The 16,387-nt window shown below is 46.9% G+C and carries 17 protein-coding genes; 5 read left to right on the forward strand and 12 right to left on the reverse strand.

The features are described 5' to 3' along the window. The first annotated feature begins 188 nt into the window (after positions 1-188). Positions 189-416 (forward strand): hypothetical protein, encoded by a 228-nt coding sequence (locus tag NYG90_RS02865; protein WP_285256522.1) that lies wholly within the window; start codon positions 189-191, stop codon positions 414-416. A gap of 123 nt (positions 417-539) precedes the next feature. Then, complete coding sequence (gene aroB / locus NYG90_RS02870) at positions 540-1,616, forward strand: 3-dehydroquinate synthase (RefSeq protein WP_285256521.1); 1,077 nt, start codon at positions 540-542, stop codon at positions 1,614-1,616. On the opposite strand, the gene NYG90_RS02875 is transcribed toward aroB, so the two are convergent. The 11 genes from NYG90_RS02875 to NYG90_RS02925 form a co-directional block, all read right to left on the reverse strand. Beyond that, positions 1,603-1,767 carry a hypothetical protein gene (locus NYG90_RS02875; RefSeq protein ID WP_285256520.1) on the reverse strand — a complete coding sequence of 55 codons (165 nt, stop codon included), beginning with the start codon at positions 1,765-1,767 and terminating at the stop codon, positions 1,603-1,605. The genes aroB and NYG90_RS02875 overlap by 14 nt on opposite strands. Continuing rightward, positions 1,743-1,886, reverse strand: coding sequence for a hypothetical protein (locus NYG90_RS02880; RefSeq protein ID WP_285256519.1), 144 nt, complete (start codon positions 1,884-1,886; stop codon positions 1,743-1,745). The genes NYG90_RS02875 and NYG90_RS02880 overlap by 25 nt, the downstream gene beginning before the upstream one ends. A gap of 152 nt (positions 1,887-2,038) precedes the next feature. Further along, on the reverse strand, positions 2,039-4,447 hold the full coding sequence (locus NYG90_RS02885) for a heavy metal translocating P-type ATPase (protein WP_285264665.1): 2,409 nt from the start codon (positions 4,445-4,447) through the stop codon (positions 2,039-2,041). Positions 4,448-4,486: 39 nt separating this feature from the next. Further along, entirely contained in the window at positions 4,487-4,624 is a 138-nt protein-coding gene (locus tag NYG90_RS02890) for a hypothetical protein (RefSeq protein WP_285256517.1), read from the reverse strand. A gap of 189 nt (positions 4,625-4,813) precedes the next feature. Further along, positions 4,814-5,326, reverse strand: a complete 513-nt coding sequence (infC, locus tag NYG90_RS02895; protein WP_115010714.1) for a translation initiation factor IF-3 — start codon at positions 5,324-5,326, stop codon at positions 4,814-4,816. Continuing rightward, positions 5,323-7,194, reverse strand: a complete 1,872-nt coding sequence (gene thrS / locus NYG90_RS02900) for a threonine--tRNA ligase (RefSeq protein WP_285256516.1) — start codon at positions 7,192-7,194, stop codon at positions 5,323-5,325. The genes infC and thrS overlap by 4 nt, the downstream gene beginning before the upstream one ends. A gap of 121 nt (positions 7,195-7,315) precedes the next feature. Then, positions 7,316-8,641 (reverse strand): sigma-54-dependent transcriptional regulator, encoded by a 1,326-nt coding sequence (locus tag NYG90_RS02905; protein ID WP_285256515.1) that lies wholly within the window; start codon positions 8,639-8,641, stop codon positions 7,316-7,318. Position 8,642: 1 nt separating this feature from the next. Next, complete coding sequence (locus NYG90_RS02910; protein ID WP_285264666.1) at positions 8,643-9,764, reverse strand: hypothetical protein; 1,122 nt, start codon at positions 9,762-9,764, stop codon at positions 8,643-8,645. A gap of 41 nt (positions 9,765-9,805) precedes the next feature. Continuing rightward, positions 9,806-10,945 (reverse strand): outer membrane beta-barrel protein, encoded by a 1,140-nt coding sequence (locus NYG90_RS02915; protein WP_285256513.1) that lies wholly within the window; start codon positions 10,943-10,945, stop codon positions 9,806-9,808. A 10-nt stretch (positions 10,946-10,955) separates the two neighbouring features. Beyond that, positions 10,956-11,966, reverse strand: coding sequence for an outer membrane beta-barrel protein (locus NYG90_RS02920; protein WP_285256512.1), 1,011 nt, complete (start codon positions 11,964-11,966; stop codon positions 10,956-10,958). A gap of 13 nt (positions 11,967-11,979) precedes the next feature. Continuing rightward, positions 11,980-12,753 carry a hypothetical protein gene (locus tag NYG90_RS02925; RefSeq protein WP_285256511.1) on the reverse strand — a complete coding sequence of 258 codons (774 nt, stop codon included), beginning with the start codon at positions 12,751-12,753 and terminating at the stop codon, positions 11,980-11,982. A gap of 100 nt (positions 12,754-12,853) precedes the next feature. Here NYG90_RS02925 and panB point away from each other — a divergent pair, with 100 nt between their 5' ends. From panB to NYG90_RS02940, 3 genes are read left to right on the forward strand one after another with little or no spacing between them, the layout of a single operon-like run. After that, entirely contained in the window at positions 12,854-13,648 is a 795-nt protein-coding gene (gene panB / locus NYG90_RS02930; protein WP_434062723.1) for a 3-methyl-2-oxobutanoate hydroxymethyltransferase, read from the forward strand. A 32-nt stretch (positions 13,649-13,680) separates the two neighbouring features. Further along, the gene (gene ruvB, locus NYG90_RS02935) at positions 13,681-14,718 is read left to right on the forward strand and encodes a Holliday junction branch migration DNA helicase RuvB (RefSeq protein WP_285256510.1); all 1,038 of its coding nucleotides are present in this window, start codon (positions 13,681-13,683) and stop codon (positions 14,716-14,718) included. Then, positions 14,715-14,918, forward strand: coding sequence for a hypothetical protein (locus NYG90_RS02940; RefSeq protein WP_285264667.1), 204 nt, complete (start codon positions 14,715-14,717; stop codon positions 14,916-14,918). The genes ruvB and NYG90_RS02940 overlap by 4 nt, the downstream gene beginning before the upstream one ends. Before the next feature lie 22 nt (positions 14,919-14,940). On the opposite strand, the gene NYG90_RS02945 is transcribed toward NYG90_RS02940, so the two are convergent. After that, positions 14,941-16,359: a Do family serine endopeptidase gene (locus NYG90_RS02945; RefSeq protein WP_285256508.1), complete on the reverse strand. Its 1,419-nt coding sequence runs from the start codon at positions 16,357-16,359 to the stop codon at positions 14,941-14,943. Between the last annotated feature and the right edge of the window lie 28 nt (positions 16,360-16,387).

The following is a 16,387-nucleotide window of genomic DNA, read 5'->3' on the forward strand; positions in this document are numbered from 1 at the left end:
AGGTTTCTTTAGAAATCCTAGAATCCTGTGCGACTTGCTTAGAATTGTCGAAAAGTGGATTTTAGCACCACAATGCTTAGAATCGTTTTCCTAGAATCCACTTTTGACTTGCCGCGTTTTTCCGTCATCGCGAGCTTTGGCGCAAGACAAAGCGTGGCGATCCACTCCCTACACCAGAATCCGCTTTTGTGTTTTTGTGCTTATTGTTTTCAAAAGTGGATTCTAGGGGGTCGCGGCTGTTTTGTTTTCCAACTTGTTTTCCAACGCCACCTTGGGATTCTAGGATCGTGGAGATAGAATCGGGGTTTTTCAAGTCGCGCAAGGAGATAAGACTAGAGCGTCTATCGCGTGAGCTAGGCGATGAAATCCACGATTCTAGCCCGCAAGCTAAATCCTTGTCAAAAAGTGGATTCTAGGATTTGGGGCTGCTTGGATTCTATTGGATTCTAAGGCTAGATCTATGGATCGCACCCCTAGATCTAACCATCTCTTAAGCCAAATATACTACAATCCCTATCATCTTACTCCCAAGGAAGCGTATGCCTACACTTACCATTACAGCACCTTCTGCGACTTATCCTGTCATCATCGAAGACTTTTTGCACAATGATCGCGCTTTCATCACGGCAAAAAGCAAAGCCCTAGTTGTGAGCAACCCAAAAATAGCAGGACTCTATCTCCACAAAATCCTGCCCAAAATCCGCGCGCAAGAAGTCTTTGTCTGCATTGTCCCTGATGGCGAAGAGCATAAAAATATGCAGAGTATCGAGCAGATTTTGCAATGTGCTTTTGCCAATCGCCTAGATAGAAAATCGCTAATGATAGCCCTTGGAGGTGGCGTGATAAGCGATATGGTGGGCTTTGCTAGTGGGATTTTTGAGCGAGAGATTAGCTATGTGTCAATCCCCACGACCCTGCTCGCACAAGTCGATGCCTCTGTGGGCGGTAAATGCGGGATCAATAATGCCTATGGCAAAAACCTCGTAGGGCTTTTCCACCAGCCTAGTGCGGTATATATCGATAAAGAGTTTTTGCGCACACTCCCTGCACGCGAGATTAGAGCTGGGCTAGCAGAGGTGGTAAAGGTGCTTGTGTGCTTTGATAAGCTAGGCTTTGAAGCCCTAGAATCCAGCCAAGATGATATGCTAGATCCTAGCGTGTTGCTGCCCTTTATCCAAAAGTCCATAGCGATCAAAGCTCGCGTGGTCGAGCAAGATGAGAGAGAGAGCGGTATCCGCGCCGCGCTTAATTATGGACACACTTTTGCGCATATTATTGAGATGCAAACCCACTATAAACGCTTCTTGCACGGACAAGCCGTGGCGATAGGTATGACTATGGCAAATGATTTAGCCCTGCGACTAGGGCTTTTGCAAGAGACACAGGCAAAGCGCATAGAAAGAGTGCTTAGGCGACTAGGGCTTGATGAGGCTTATCCTATCAGCGATATAGAGGCATTTTATCAAGCCTTTTTCCTAGATAAAAAATCTCACAACAACACACTTTGCTTCGTGCTACCTAAAGGCATAGGGGATTTTACCCTGCGCGATGATATACCAAAAGACCAGATTCTAGCCACTCTTGCACACTTTAGCTTAGAATCTATGAGAATCTAGCTCCACACATATCGCCTTTTCTCTCACTTGCGAGCCGATGAAGCTCTCTGTCATTACAAGATTTGGCGGTAGCAAAATCGTGGCGATCCACTTTCACACTAGAATCCACTTTTTCAAAATTAGATTCTAGGGTTGTTTTATGGATCGCCACGCCTTGCTAGCGCAAGGCTCGCGATGACGGAGAGAGGCTGGCTTGTGAAAAATGGGCATTGCTAGAATCCACTTTTTAACATTGTCATATTGAGCCAAAGGCGAAATATCTCTTGTCATTGTGAGCCGACTTGTTAGCGTGGTAAAGCGTAGCTTCTTTAGTAATCCATTTTCAAAAAGTGGATTCTAGTGTGCTTTTCTTTATGGATTGCCGCGCCACTGCTGGTGCAGTGTCTCGCAATGACAGAAAATGGGCATTGCTAGAATCCACCTTAGGATTTAAACCGCCATAGCCGCTGGCTATTTAGCACCACACAAACACTGCTAGCACTCATCGCAAAAGCCGCTAGCATAGGGTTTAGCAAAATCTGGGCTGGATAGTAGAGCACCCCACACGCAATGGGTATGCAAAGGCAGTTATACACAAAGGCGAAGGCTAGATTCTCCTTGATATTTTGCATAACCTTATGCGCAAGTCTCATCACATAAAGCACGCGCGATATGTCATTGTGATAGATGATAATATCAGCGGTATTTTTGCTCACATCGCTTGCGTGCGCGAAGCTTAGTGAGACATCTGCTGCAGCAAGCGCGCCTACATCATTGACCCCATCGCCTGCCATTAGCACGACTCTGCCTTTATCTTGCAACGCCTTGATATAAGCAAGCTTATCTGCGGGCTTGGCGTGGGCTTTATAGTGCGTGATACCAAGCTTGCGTGCTATATGCGCGGTATTAGCAGCACTATCGCCGCTTAGGATATGGGGGGTTATGCCCTTAGCCTTTAGGGCTTCTATCATCTCTTGCGCACCGCTTTTTAGAGTATCTTGCAGTGTGATAGAGCCTAGGATCTTATAGCGAGAATCCACCCTTTGCCCCAAAAAGACTTGGATATACGCGCATTCTTTATCTAGGCTAGAATCCACCGCGCCTTGCAATAGCTCTTTTGCCCCAAGCACATAGGTGATCCCTTGTGTGTCTCTAGCCTCTATGCCATAGCCCGCAAATGCCCTAAACTCGCCGCAATCCCTTGGGCTAATGCCCTGCTTTTTGGCTTCTTGCAAGATCGCTTTGGCGATGATATGCTCACTGCCTTGCTCGACTCCTGCGCTTATGGCTAGGATCTCTGCTTGATCTAGCTCGCTTATGCTGCTAATCTCCACCACCTCTAAAGCCGCATTAGTAAGCGTGCCTGTCTTGTCAAACACCACATCACTGACCCTGCCTAGATTCTCAAAGCTTTGAGCCTGCCTGATGAAAACCCCTTGTTTATTAGCAAGGGCTGTGCCTATCATCACTGCCATAGGCGTGGCAAGCCCAAGCGCACAAGGGCAGGAGATCACAAGCACAGCTATACACACGCCAAAGCCAAAATCCACCCCCATAATCGCCCACCACAACAAAAACGCCCCAAACGCTATGGCAATCACTGCTGGGACAAAATAGCTTGCGATTATATCTGCTAGCCTAGCAAGTGCTGGCTTTGACACAAGGGCTTCTTGCACAAGCGCGCTTAGCGCACTAAGCGTGCTTTGCTCGCTGGTGCTAGTAGCCTGCATAATAAAGGCGCGATTAGTATTGATACTCCCTGCATAGACCCTTTGCCCTACGCTCTTTTCCACAGGTAGCACCTCGCCACTTAGCATAGACTCATCAAGCGCGCAAGATCCTTGCGTAATAATCCCATCTGCTGGGATTGTCTGGGCGGGGAGAATCTGCAGCCTATCGCCTATGCGTATGGCTTGGGGTGGGATTGATGTTTGGGAGCTGGATTCTAGGCGGATCACTTGAGAGAGATTGCGCAAAAGTAGCGTGCGGATCACCGCGGCGGTCGTATCTTTGGCATTTTGCTCTAAGCCTTTCCCAAATAGCACAAAAAACACAATCACACAAATACTCTCAAAATACCAATGCGTATGTCCTAGCAGGGCATTATACACGCTATACACAAGCGAGGCGGTGGTGCTTAGGGCGATGAGTGAGTCCATTGTAGGGGCTTTGGCAAACAACGCCCTAAAACCCTTGAAATAATACTCCCGCCCCAAATGCATACTACTAAGGGCTAAAAAGAGCTGGGCAAAGAAATTTACACGCATATCATTAAATGGTGCGATAAGTGCTGTATCAAACACCATAGGCGACATAGAGAGATAGAGGATTGCAAGGGCGATGAGTCCGCTTAGTAGCACGCGTTTTTTGTGGATAAAATTGGTGGCAAGATGCATTAGTTCTTGTATTTTTGGCGTTAGAAAAATCCTTTGGCTGGGATTGGTGCTTGTCTTGCTTGCATTTTCTTGCGTTGGTTGTAGCATTGTCGCGGGGCTAGAATCCACTTTATCCCTAGTGTGGAAGCTCTGGCTTGACTGGCTAGGACGCCCTTGTGCTGGGGGAGAAATGCTTGGCTTATATGGCGTAAGCGGCGATGTGGCAAGGGGTTTTGCGGCATTGCTTGCAGGGATAAATGGACTAGATGGGCTAGATTCTGGCTCATAGCCTAGCTTTTTAATCGCGGAGAAAATTGCCTCTAGCGAGTGGCTCTCATCTAGGGTGAGCGTGGCGGTTTTGGTGATTAGATTGATGTGTATGTCATTGAGAAGCTGCTTTGCTTTGAGGGTTTTTATAATGGAATTCGCACAAGAAGCGCAAGACATACCATTGATTGTTATGACAATCTTTTGCATATCTATCCTTTGAAAAGTGGATTCTAGGGGGTAGGCGATTCAGTCTTGGGTGGGCAATGCGGCAGTGTTGCGGCTTATGGCAAAGGCACGAACGCTAAGTTCGCTAACCTTTACCATAAGCCGCAAAGCTACCACAGCCCCACCGCAACTCTTAGAATCGTTTTTCCTAGAATCCACTTTTTCAAAAGCTTGTTTTACTTCAACACGATTCTAAGGGTTGCGGTGGGGCTGTGAGTGTTTTTTACAAATTTTGGGCGGGAGTTACCTTAGCGGTAATGACTGCCCTAAATTTTTTCAATGGCGTGAATCGCTCACCCAAGACTGAATCGCCCCCCCTAGAATCCACTTTGCTCTTACCACCTTAGCCTACCGCTTAGGCACAAACAGCCAGCTTACAAAGCGTCCTTCTGTCTTTGGCTCTTTCTCTGGCTGGGCGACTTCCTCCATCATTGCTAGGACACGATTAAGCACCGCTACACCAAGCTGCGGGTCGCTTGTCTCCCTGCCCTTTAGCACGACTTTGAATCGCACATGCTTGCCACTTGCGATAAATTCTTTAGCGTGCTTGACCTTGTAGTTGATGTCATTTTGCGCGATTTGGGCGGAGAGCTTGATTTCTTTAATGTCAATTTGCTTTTGCTTTTTCTTGGCTTCTTTTTGCTTCTTTTCTAGCTGGTAGCGGTATTTGCCATAGTCCATAATCTTGCACACAGGGGGCTTGGCAGTAGGCGAGATACACACTAGATCTAAGCCTTTCTCCCTTGCAAACCCTCTTGCTTCACTAGCTGAAATGATCCCATAAGTGGAGCCATCATCATCAATGCAGCGCACCTCGCTAAAACGGATATTTTCATTTAGCAAAACTTCTTCTTTGCTCAAAAGCTCACCTCTTCTTTTTTGGATTCTATCATTGCTATAAACTCTCCTTCTGTCATATTGCTCTGCTCTTTTGCTCGCCTATCTCGCACTGCAAGCATTTTGGATTCCACTTCCTTTGCCCCGATGATAGCAATCATCGGCACGCGCTGTTTCTCTGCAGTGCGCACGCGCTTGCTAAGGGTCTCATTTTTATCGCTAATCTCCGCATACACGCCTATGTGTCGCAGGGCTAGCTGGATATGGCGTGCGTAGTCTTGCTGCTCGCTAGAAATGGGTATAATCACCACTTGCGTAGGCGCGATAGCAAAGGGAAATTCCCCGCCAAAATGTTCACACAAAATCGCGCAAAATCGCTCAAAGCTCCCCAAAATCGCGCGATGTAGCATTACAGGCTGCTTGGCTTGGTTGTTTTCATCAATATATTCAAGGCAAAAGCGATTGGGCAGATTCATATCCACTTGGATCGTCCCACACTGCCATTTGCGCCCGATAGCATCAGTGATTTTAATATCAATCTTAGGTCCATAAAACGCCCCGCCACCTTCATCGACATTATAAGGGATCTGGCTGGATTCTAGCGCGGATCGCAGGGCATTTGTAGCGATCTCCCACACCGCATCATCACCGATAGATTTCTCCGGGCGTGTGGATAGCTCCATTTCATAGCTAAAGCCAAATGCCCCCATAATCTTGCGCGTAAAATCCAAAATACTATGCACCTCTGCTTCTATCTGGCTTGGCATACAGAAAATATGCGCATCATCTTGGGTAAATTCTCTCACACGCAAAAGCCCGTGCAGCACGCCGCTTTTCTCGTGTCTATGCACCACGCCATATTCATAAAATCTAAGCGGTAGCTCTCTATAACTTCGCTTGCTATGCTGATAGACTTTGATATGCCCCACGCAGTTCATCGGCTTTATGCCATACTCCACATCATCAATGCTTGTGAAATACATATTTTCTTTATAGTTGTCATAATGCCCGCTGATTTTCCATACTTCGCTTTTCAAAATCTCTGGTGCCCTCACAGGCTCATACTCTCGCATAATAAGCGCACGAGTCAGCAGCTCTTCTATGCGCCTGCGCAATCTTGCCCCTGCTGGCAGCCATATAGGCAGCCCAGCTCCTAGCTGCTCATCAAAGGTAAAAAGCCCCATTTCCTGCCCTAGCTTTCTATGGTCGCGCTTTTTGGCTTCTTCTAGTTGGTGGAGATAGCTCTTTAAACTCTCTTTATCCGCAAAGGCTATGCCATAGATTCTAACAAGCATCTCCGCACTCTCATCGCCGCCCAAATACGCCCCTGCAAGCTTAGTGAGCGTAAAGCTATGCAAGAGCTTCGTGCTAGGCAAATGCGGTCCGCGGCATAGATCGACAAAGTCCCCTTGCGCATACAGCCCAAAGCTATCGCCCACTATGTTGCTCATCACCGCACACTTTAGCTCATCATCTTTAAATCGCTCTTGTGCTTGGGTGCGGCTTATCACAGACTTTTCTATCATATCACCAGATTTTGCTAGCTCTTTCATACGCGCTTGGATTTTCTCTAAGTCTTCTTCGCCGATTTTGCTGCTTGTCTTAAAGTCGTAGTAGAATCCCTCCTCAACCACCGGTCCTACGAAAAACTTCGCATCAGGGTAAAGCTGCTTGATCGCTTGGGCTAGCAAATGCGCACAAGAGTGGCGGATAATCGCAAGTGCCGGAGCAGAATTATCAAAGTGGATCGCCTCCCCATACGCGCTTGTATCAATGGAATGCTTTTGTAGCTTTTCTCGCAGTGTAGCTAGCGACTCTCCGCGCTCTAGGGCGATACTTTGTAGATCGATGATCTCTCCGCCTTCTTGTCTAAATCCTATAATCTCACTCATTATCTTCCTAATCTCTCTAATCTTGCTGGCTGTTGTGGTCGCGCGATCGCACACGCGTATGTATGTAGTAATGCAAAAAGCGCGATACTAGCACACAATCCATTATTTTTCACTAAAAATATCACTTAGGATTGCGTATATCGTATTTGGCAAGCTTATACTGCAAAATCTCTTCACTCATCCCTAGAATCTTGCTTGCTTTTGCTATGTCATTGTGGCTATCGTGCAGCACTTCTTCTAAAAGCTGCTTTTCTAATGCTTCTATCTTGCTAGGCTCTCTCTCATCGCGTGCCTTACGAGAATCTAAGAAAAGATCCTTTGGCGTGATTGCCTCATCGCTAAGGATCGCGGCTCGCTCCACCACAGAGAGCAGCTCTCTAATATTGCCGTGCCACTCATATTCTAGCAAGGCTTGTGTGGCTTCTTTGGTGAAAGTCTTTGGCGGGAGGTTGTATTGGGCTAGGACTAGATCAAGCTTCCATTGGGCTATGGGGAGGATCTCTTCTTGCCGCTCTTTTAGCGGGGGGATTTGCACGGGGATTGTCTGCAAGCGGTAGAAAAGATCTTCACGGAAAGCTTTTTGCGCGATTTTTTGCTCTAAATTCGCATTAGTCGCGGAGATAAAGCGCACATCAAAGCTTATGGGCTTCGATCCGCCTAGTCTTGTGGCTTCTTTTTCTTGGATTGCTCGCAAGAGCTTTGCTTGGAGCATTATAGGCATCTCCCCTATCTCATCTAAAAAGAGTGTCCCGCCATCTGCTAGCTCAAATAGCCCCTGCTTTGTCGCTATGGCATCAGTAAATGCGCCTTTCTCATAGCCAAAAAGCTCGGATTCTAGTAAATGCTCAGGGATTGCTGCCATATTGATAGCGATAAAGGGCTTTTTGCTCCTAGTGGAGTTCTCGTGGATAAAGCGCGCGAAGACTTCCTTGCCTACACCTGAAGCCCCCATAAGCAAAATACTAGAATCCGTGGGCGCGGCTTTTAGCACTTGGGCTTGTATGGATTCTAGTGATTTGCTTGTAGCGACAAAGGGGCTTTGGCGGTTGATTGTAGCACTTGCTTTGGAGGTGGTTTTGGTGTGGGTTTGCTGAAACTCTAGCACCTTTTTACTGCGATAGATTGCCTCAAGCAAAAGCTCTGGCTCAAAGGGCTTTTGGAAAAAGTCTTTCACCCCTAGCCGTATAGAATCGATCGCAGAATGCAGCGTGGCATTGCCGGTGATAACAATCATTTCATAGCGATTATTAAGCTGCTTTAAAAACTCTAGCCCATTCATATGTGGCATATTTAAATCCGTGATCACAAGCTGATAGCTAGAGTCCAGCTCTTTTAGCGCGTCTTTGGGACTGCGGAAAGTTACTACACGCAAGTCCTTATGCTCGGCGAAAAACAGCTCTAGGCTTTTTCGCATATTGATGTCATCTTCTACGATTGCGATTTTCATCTCACTCCTTTAGCACTTCTATGATTAGATAGCGATTATCCAAATGCGCCAAAATCCGCTGCGGCGGGAATGCAAAGGTAGTAGAATCCAGCACGCGCGTATTTTGGCTTGTAAGTCCATCGTGCCGCACGCTCGCCCGCCCTTTGCGTAGGCACTCAAGCACTTCTTCTTGGTAATGGGTCAAAATATATTTAATGGCATAGCTTTCATCATCGGTGATTAGGTCGTTTATGGGGGTATTAAGCGAGCAGGTGTAGGCGATTTTGAGCGTGCGAGCTTTTAGCGTGATGGGATCAGCGACACTATATCGCTCGCCGGTGATTATGCCATCGTGGGTTTGGGCGGTGTAGGAGATGATAAACTCTAGCTTGTTTGTGTTTGGCGTTGGCTTTTGCGCGCTTTTGCGGGAGTCTGCGCGGTGGGCTTGCTCATTACCGCTAAGGTAAATCCCTGCGCCCACCGCTCGCCGCGCGCAACCCACAAAATCATCGCAAAACAAGGGATACCGCTCGGCGTTAGCCGATGTTTCTTTAGAAAATCCTGCCGCCTGCGGCGTTTTTACACTTTTGGCGTTACCCCTAGAATCCACTTTTTGCGTTTGTGCGTTTGTGTCAAAAATCCTGCCGCCTGCGGCGTTTTCATCAAACACGCTTTGAGCCCTTGCGTTTTTGTTGCAAAATCCTGCCGCCTGCGACTTGTTTAAACTTTGGGCTTGCTTGCTAGAATCCACTTTTTGCGTTTTTGTGGTGAGACTTTCAAAAGTGGATTCTAGGGCGTGCGTTTTTTGTGTGATGCTTTTGTGGATTACTAAAGAAGCTGCGGCTTCGCCTTGCTTTGCCACGCCTTGCTGGCGCAAGGCTCGCAATGACGATAAAAAAGCTTCATTGCTAGAATCCACTTTTTCTAAAAAAGCTATTTTTCCGTCATTGCGAGATTTTGCGGTAGCAAAATCGTGGCAATCCATAGTGTTTGTGGGAGTAAAAATAGCATTGTTATGAAAAATCCTAGAATCCACTTTTTTTGCGGTAGCAAAATCAGCGACATTCCTAGAATCCACTTGTGCTTGTGTGTTTGTGATAATCGCCCATATCATCGCTATATATGCGACTTTTTTATTCATCAACACACGCTCCATATCGCCAAATTCCGCGCATTATAACACAGCTAAAAAAGCATAATAAAGCTTGCATACCAAAATGGCGTGCGCGTGATCACAATATCTTTAGACACGATAGATTCTCCATTAGAGTAGCTAGCTGTGGATTCTAGCCCTAGTCGCAGCTCACTAGGCAGCCCCACCGCACTCATAGGGATTTTCGCGCCAAAATCAAGCTTATAGCGCGAAGTGAGGGAAAAGCTCGCCCCAAGATTGAAGCCATAATCCACTTGCAATAAATAATTCCACAACACATCTTTGCTAGTAAGTCCATTGGTATATTTAGCTAGATTCTCATTAGCTTGGTCAAAAAACAGCAGCACGCCTATGCTTAGTCCCCCATACAAGCCCACTGCCATATCCTTTAGCACACGATTTTCCCCAAGAGTGCCAAAGATACTAAAGGGCAGCTCCGCTAGCACATCGACATTCATACCCCCAAGCACATAGTAAAAGCTCCCCACCGCCTCTTCGCCTATGCGCTCTGTCCCAGCACTAAGCAGCCCATCGCCATAGAGCCTAGTGCCTAAAAATGGGTTAAAAAACCTTTGATACCCAAAGCCCCCACCAAAGGCAAAAAGATTAGAGACAAAATCAATCCCCTGCTCGCCATTGTGAAATATCCCGCTAATTTTGCAGCCACTTTTATCTGTATCAGTGCAGACAAAGCCTGCTTCATCTTTGGGGACATTGTTTGTTTTGTTATACAGCCCATCTTGGTAGCGTTGCGTAAGTGTGCTAGTCCCTAGCATAACGCTAGCAAAGGCTCCGCTCTTTTTATCCGCACTTGTGTAATACCTGCTTAAATCCGCCTTTTTGCTAGGATCTGCGTGTGGGAAGCGCGCTTGTATATAGTCTCCAGACTTATAGGGCATAGGCTCTGGTGTGATGCCATTAGCGCGTAAAAGCTTCTCATAATGCTTGATTTTTTCCTGCGTGCTTTTGCCCTGCAGTGATCGCTCCTGTGCGCGCAAAATCTCTATCACATCAACGCGCCTATTCTCCAAAGTCGCAAAGCTTTTTTCATCAAGCAGCAATTCATCATTACTTAAGCCTTCAGCCGCACTTAGCCCATAGCATTGCGATAATGCCATAAAAGCTAGAAAGCCATTTAGAGATAAGATTTTAAGTGCTTGATTGATACACATACACGCCTACTTAGAAAAGATACTGATAGCTTACAAGATACATAAGCCTAAAGGCAAAATTATCATTGATGACACTTGGTGGGAGCTTCACGCCAGCTTCTAGGCGATGATGATATGCCAAAGTCGCAGAAATCCCAGCATTTAGCACACTGCCTACGATGATTTGGTGGTTTCTATACACATTTTCTAGCCTTTGATCAAATATCGCTAGCCCTCCGCCTACACCAGCGTATGCCCCTAGATAATATCCATCATCAGTGATCGCCAAATCCCCAAACACATCAAGATTGAAGCTAAAAAGCTGCATTGTAATGCTATCTTGGATATTGTTTGAAGAATTCCACGCGGCAAGGTATTGCCCATAGACACGGATCCCCATAGGCGCAGAGTCGATAAAGTGCATATAGCCCCCACTTGCCCCTAGCACAAAGGGATTGATTGCAGCTGGATAGGGTCTGCCGAGTCTTTGCAGTGTGATGTCCATATTGCTAGCCCCAAGGATTACGCCCACAAACGCGCCATTTCTAGCGCGGTTTTCTAGCGTGCGGGCTTGGGATTTTAGGTGGTGGTAGTATTGAGCGCGCAAGAAGTAGAGCTGCTTGCTGGAATCTGTGCTGGATTCGGCTTTTCTAAAGAAACCTGCTGCGGCTTCGCCTTGCACCGCTGTCGCTGGTTTTGGGCTAGAATCGTGGATTTCTTCGCCGCTCGATAGACGCCCAAGTCTTATCTCCTTACGCGGCTTGAAAAACCCCGATTCTAGCTCCAAAATCCTAGAGTCCTTTGCTTTTATGTTGTTACTAGAATCCACTTTTTTATTTTCGGCGGATTTTTCAAAACCGCCCTGATTGTCTTCTTCAAGGATTCTAGGAGTTCTAAAGAAACCTGCTTGCGTGCTTGCGCCTTGCACCGCTTCACTTGTTTTGGGGGCAGAGCTAGAGTCTGCGGCTGCATCCAAATCCCCAAAATCTGCGGAATGACTACCCAAAGCCAAATTCCACACAAACAAAGCGTGTAAAATCAAAAGAACTGCCACCCTAAAACACATAGCTATACCCCACCATAGTCGCCGCCCCAAACCAATCTAGCTTGTCATTGATGATGAATTTTATCTCTGCTTCTGTGCGATGTTTTGTCGCTATCACAACATCAAAGCCTAGGTTGATCACCCCACCAAGGCTAGAATCAGGCTTATTATCATACGCCATACTAAATAGCCCTAGCCCCATAATCGCGCCAGATTCTAGCCCCTTTGCCACAGGCAAATCCACCAAAATATCCGCACTCACTCCAACTCCGCTAAAGCCAATATCCGCATAACTAAGCTCCTTGGCATTGCTACCTAGATACTGCACATAGATTCTACTGCCTACGATATTGGGGATAGAGAGCCTATCATACAAAGAGGGATAGAAGCTTTGATACCCCACTTTTGCCCCATAGGCATAGGCATTGCCCGAGAGGTAGGCGGGGTCATTTGTGGCATTGTGAAAGATCCAGCCCCCATAAAGCCCGATAAACACGCCTGTTTTTTGATTAGAGGCTTCAAGGCTATTGACTAGATCGATGATCTCTTCATCTGTGGTGGCATTATAGGCGATGATATATGGATAGTAAGAAAGGTCAAGATTGTCATAGTCAAGGGGCTTGTCTGGATCAAGATAGGGGGCTATCTGGCTAGCTTGGCAAAGGCAGGCAGAAATTGCTAGCAAGATAGCCCCTCTTGCCATACGCCTATACAAAAGCAACGCCCTGCCCCCTACTTGTAAGCCCAAACTACACGCCCCCTTGGCATAACTCTTATCTCTCATCAAAGCCCTTGTATGTTATAATCCCCTAGTCAAACGCGCTGTATTATAGGTTTATCAAAGTTATAGGAAGTTTAAAATATCTCGCTACATAAGGATCACTATGTCAAGCAAAAAGCTCACCCTAAAAGCCCTACAAAACAAAAAAGGCGTAGAAAAAATCACCGCCATAACCGCGTATGACGCACTCTTTGCCGGGATATTTGATGGCGAAGTTGATGTGATTTTGATAGGCGATAGCTTAAATATGAGCTTTGGCGGGTGTAGCGATACCACAAGCCTAAAGCTAGAGCATATCATCTACCACGCCCAAGCAGTCTGCCGCAAGGCAAAAAGCTCATTTCTCATAGCTGATATGCCCTTTGGCAGCTATACTACAAGAGATAGCGCACTGCGCAATGCCACCAAACTCATCAAAGCCACGCAAGTTGATGCCTTAAAGCTTGAAGTTACACGCACAAAGCTTCATATCATCGAAGCTCTTATTGATGAAGGCATAGCCATAATGCCCCATATCGGGCTTATGCCTCAATATATCAAGGCAGAAGGCGGCTATAAGATTAAAGGCAGAGATGAGACGCAGAGCAAAGAGCTACTAGAATCCGCTTTAGCATTTGAGCAAGCAGGGGCGTTTGGGCTGCTATTAGAGGGCATTATCGCGCCTTGTGCTACCACCATCACACAAAGCGTGCAGATTCCCACCATAGGCATAGGCTCTGGGGCGGCGTGCGATGGGCAGATTTTGGTATGGAGCGATATGCTGGGGCTTTGCAGTGATATATCGCCGAAGTTTGTGCGCCGATATTTACAGGGGGCAGAGCTTATCAAGCAGGCGGTGCGTGAGTATGCTAGCGATGTGCGCAAGGGCAGCTTCCCTAGCGAGCAAGAGAGCTACTAGAGAAGTGCTGGGAGTGTAAGGAGCTAGGATATATGGAAAAAATCTCGCTAGATTTTACCCACGATGATGATAAGCAAGCCCGTGTCGTAGGCGTGGAGAAAATCAGCTTTGAAGAGCGTAATGAAATCTCACTAAGACCAAGTATCTGGGGGGATTATATCGGGCAAGAACAGGTGAAAAAAAACCTAGAAATAGCCATCTTAGGCGCGAAAAAACGCGGCGAATGCCTTATGCACACCCTGCTCTTTGGACCGCCCGGACTTGGCAAGACGACCTTAAGCCACATTATCGCCAATGAAATGAATGCCCCTATAAAGGTCTCTGCCGCGCCGATGATCGAGCGAGCAGGCGATCTAGCCGCATTGCTTACTAATTTGCAAGATGGGGAGATTTTGTTTATCGATGAGATCCACCGCCTAAGCCCCGCTATCGAGGAAATGCTCTATCCTGCTATGGAGGACTTTCGGCTCGATATTATCACAGGCTCTGGACCAGCGGCACAGACCATCAAAATCGACTTGCCGCGCTTTATGCTCATTGGCGCGACAACTAGGGCTGGTATGCTCTCTCACCCCTTGCGCGATCGCTTTGGTATGGACTTTCGCTTGCAGTTTTATAGCACAGATGAGCTAGCACAAATCATCAAAAAAGCGGCAAAAAAGCTTGAAAAAGGCATAGAAGACTCTGCTAGCATAGAGATCGCTAGCCGCTCGCGTGGCACGCCTAGGATCGCCCTGCGACTACTGCGCAGGATCCGCGATTTTGCCGATGTGAAAGATGAGGAGACAATCAGCCTAGAGACCACCAAGCAAGCCTTGCAAGAGCTAGGGGTCAATGAGCTTGGCTTTGATGCGCTGGATTTGCGCTATTTAGAAGCGATCGCACAAGCCAAAAAGCCCATAGGGCTAAATACAATCGCAGCTATCATTAGCGAAGATGAAGATACGATCCAAGATGTGATCGAGCCGTATTTGCTAGCACAAGGATTTTTAGAGCGATCGGCTAGGGGGCGGATCGCTACGGCAAAGGTGTATGAGCTGTTGCGTTTGCAAAGCCCTAGGTTGTTATGAGAGATTTGGCTTTACTTGGTGGGGATTTGGCTACGCGTTGTCTTTGCCCTTTTATTGTCATTGCGAGATTTTGTGCAGCAAAATCGTGGCAAAGCGTGGCTTCTTTAGAAAACAAGCGAAGCGAAGTTTCTTTAGAAAACAAGCGAAGCGAAGTTTCTTTAGTAATCCATAGAATCAAACCCCCTAGAATCCACTTTTGAAAATCACCCGGCTAAAGCAGGGCTATTTGACTACGATTGTCTTAACGCCTTGGCTAGAATACACCAAAAATCGCTTGTTTTTGTCTTTGTATTTATTGAGCGCACGGGCGAAATCACTCGGGCTTTTAATGGCGATTTCTTCAACTTGGGAGATGATGTCGCCTTGGGCAAAGCCCGCGTCTTGGGCTTTGGAATTTTCTATGACATTAGTAACAATCACGCCTTGTATATCATCAGGTATCCCATATCGCTGGCGGATTTGCGGGCTTAGAGGTTCTACGCGCATACCCTTTAGCGCGCTAGATTCTGTGGCACTCTCTGGCAGCTTTTCATCTTGCTTGGCGTTTGCATCTTTGCGCTCTGCTAGGGTGATTGTGATATTTTGCGTTTTGCCATCGCGCAAGATTGTTAGGGTGATTTTTTGATTAGGCTTGATAGAGCCTATGCGATTGCGCAAGTCTGCGGCGTTTTTGATAGGCTTGCCATCTACTGCGGTGATGAGATCCCACACAAGTAGCCCTGCATTTTTTGCCGGGGATTTTGGGTCAATGCTGATGACTACCGCGCCTTTATGCTCGCCATAATTATTGCGCAAATCTTGGCTTATATCCTGTGTGCCTACGCCTAGGTAGCCGCGCGTGATTTTGCCGCTTTTGACAAGTGAGTCCGCCACTTCACGCACCATATTTGCAGGGATCGCAAAGCCTATGCCGTGATTGCCCCCGGAGCGCGATAGGATAGCGGTATTCATACCAATAAGCACACCCCTAGAATCCACCAACGCACCGCCAGAATTCCCCGGGTTTATGGAGGCATCTGTTTGGATAAAGTTTTCATAAGTATTGACTTGGATATTTTTGTTTGTCGCTGAGACTATACCTTGCGTAACGCTCTCTCCCACGCCAAATGGATTCCCGATAGCAAAGACAATATCCCCGATTTTGACATCAGCACTATCGCCAAACTTGATAGAGGGCAGATTATTTTTGCTAATGCGGATCACAGCAATATCGCCCTCTTTATCGCTGCCTACAAGCGTGGCGGTGTATTCATTAGGGTCATTGGGGATTGTTACGATGATTTTATCCGCGCCATCGATTACATGGTCATTAGTGATGATATAGCCATCAGGAGAGATGATCACACCACTTCCAAGCGACCGCTCGATGCGGTCTTTGGGGATTTGATTATACATATCGCCGAAAAATTGCTGGAAAAATGGGTCATTAAACATTGGATTAAGATTGGTGGTGATTTTTTTCTGCGTGGAGATATTGACGACTGCTTGCGTGGCAGCGGCGATTACATCGTGGTAGGAATACACAGAATTAGCCTCGCCGACAGGATTTATCCGCTTGGCGATAGCAGGGGCTTGCTTGATTTCATAGGCATAGCTTGATAGGACTAGCAAAGGGACTAGCGCGTAGGAAAGAAATCGCATAAAAACTCCTTAAAAGTTATGTAAATGG

Source organism: Helicobacter zhangjianzhongii, assembly GCF_030249855.1.
GTDB lineage: Bacteria > Campylobacterota > Campylobacteria > Campylobacterales > Helicobacteraceae > Helicobacter_B > Helicobacter_B zhangjianzhongii.

What these genes read in the sequence shown, in the direction of transcription:
- aroB (WP_285256521.1), top strand. Translation starts at nt 540, where the DNA reads ATGCCTACACTTACCATTACAGCACCTTCTGCGACTTATCCTGTCATC.
- NYG90_RS02880 (WP_285256519.1), bottom strand. Translation starts at nt 1,886, where the DNA reads ATGACAAGAGATATTTCGCCTTTGGCTCAATATGACAATGTTAAAAAG.
- NYG90_RS02885 (WP_285264665.1), bottom strand. Translation starts at nt 4,447, where the DNA reads ATGCAAAAGATTGTCATAACAATCAATGGTATGTCTTGCGCTTCTTGT.
- thrS (WP_285256516.1), bottom strand. Translation starts at nt 7,194, where the DNA reads ATGAGTGAGATTATAGGATTTAGACAAGAAGGCGGAGAGATCATCGAT.
- NYG90_RS02905 (WP_285256515.1), bottom strand. Translation starts at nt 8,641, where the DNA reads ATGAAAATCGCAATCGTAGAAGATGACATCAATATGCGAAAAAGCCTA.
- NYG90_RS02915 (WP_285256513.1), bottom strand. Translation starts at nt 10,945, where the DNA reads ATGTGTATCAATCAAGCACTTAAAATCTTATCTCTAAATGGCTTTCTA.
- NYG90_RS02925 (WP_285256511.1), bottom strand. Translation starts at nt 12,753, where the DNA reads ATGAGAGATAAGAGTTATGCCAAGGGGGCGTGTAGTTTGGGCTTACAA.
- panB (WP_434062723.1), top strand. Translation starts at nt 12,854, where the DNA reads ATGTCAAGCAAAAAGCTCACCCTAAAAGCCCTACAAAACAAAAAAGGC.
- ruvB (WP_285256510.1), top strand. Translation starts at nt 13,681, where the DNA reads ATGGAAAAAATCTCGCTAGATTTTACCCACGATGATGATAAGCAAGCC.
- NYG90_RS02940 (WP_285264667.1), top strand. Translation starts at nt 14,715, where the DNA reads ATGAGAGATTTGGCTTTACTTGGTGGGGATTTGGCTACGCGTTGTCTT.
- NYG90_RS02945 (WP_285256508.1), bottom strand. Translation starts at nt 16,359, where the DNA reads ATGCGATTTCTTTCCTACGCGCTAGTCCCTTTGCTAGTCCTATCAAGC.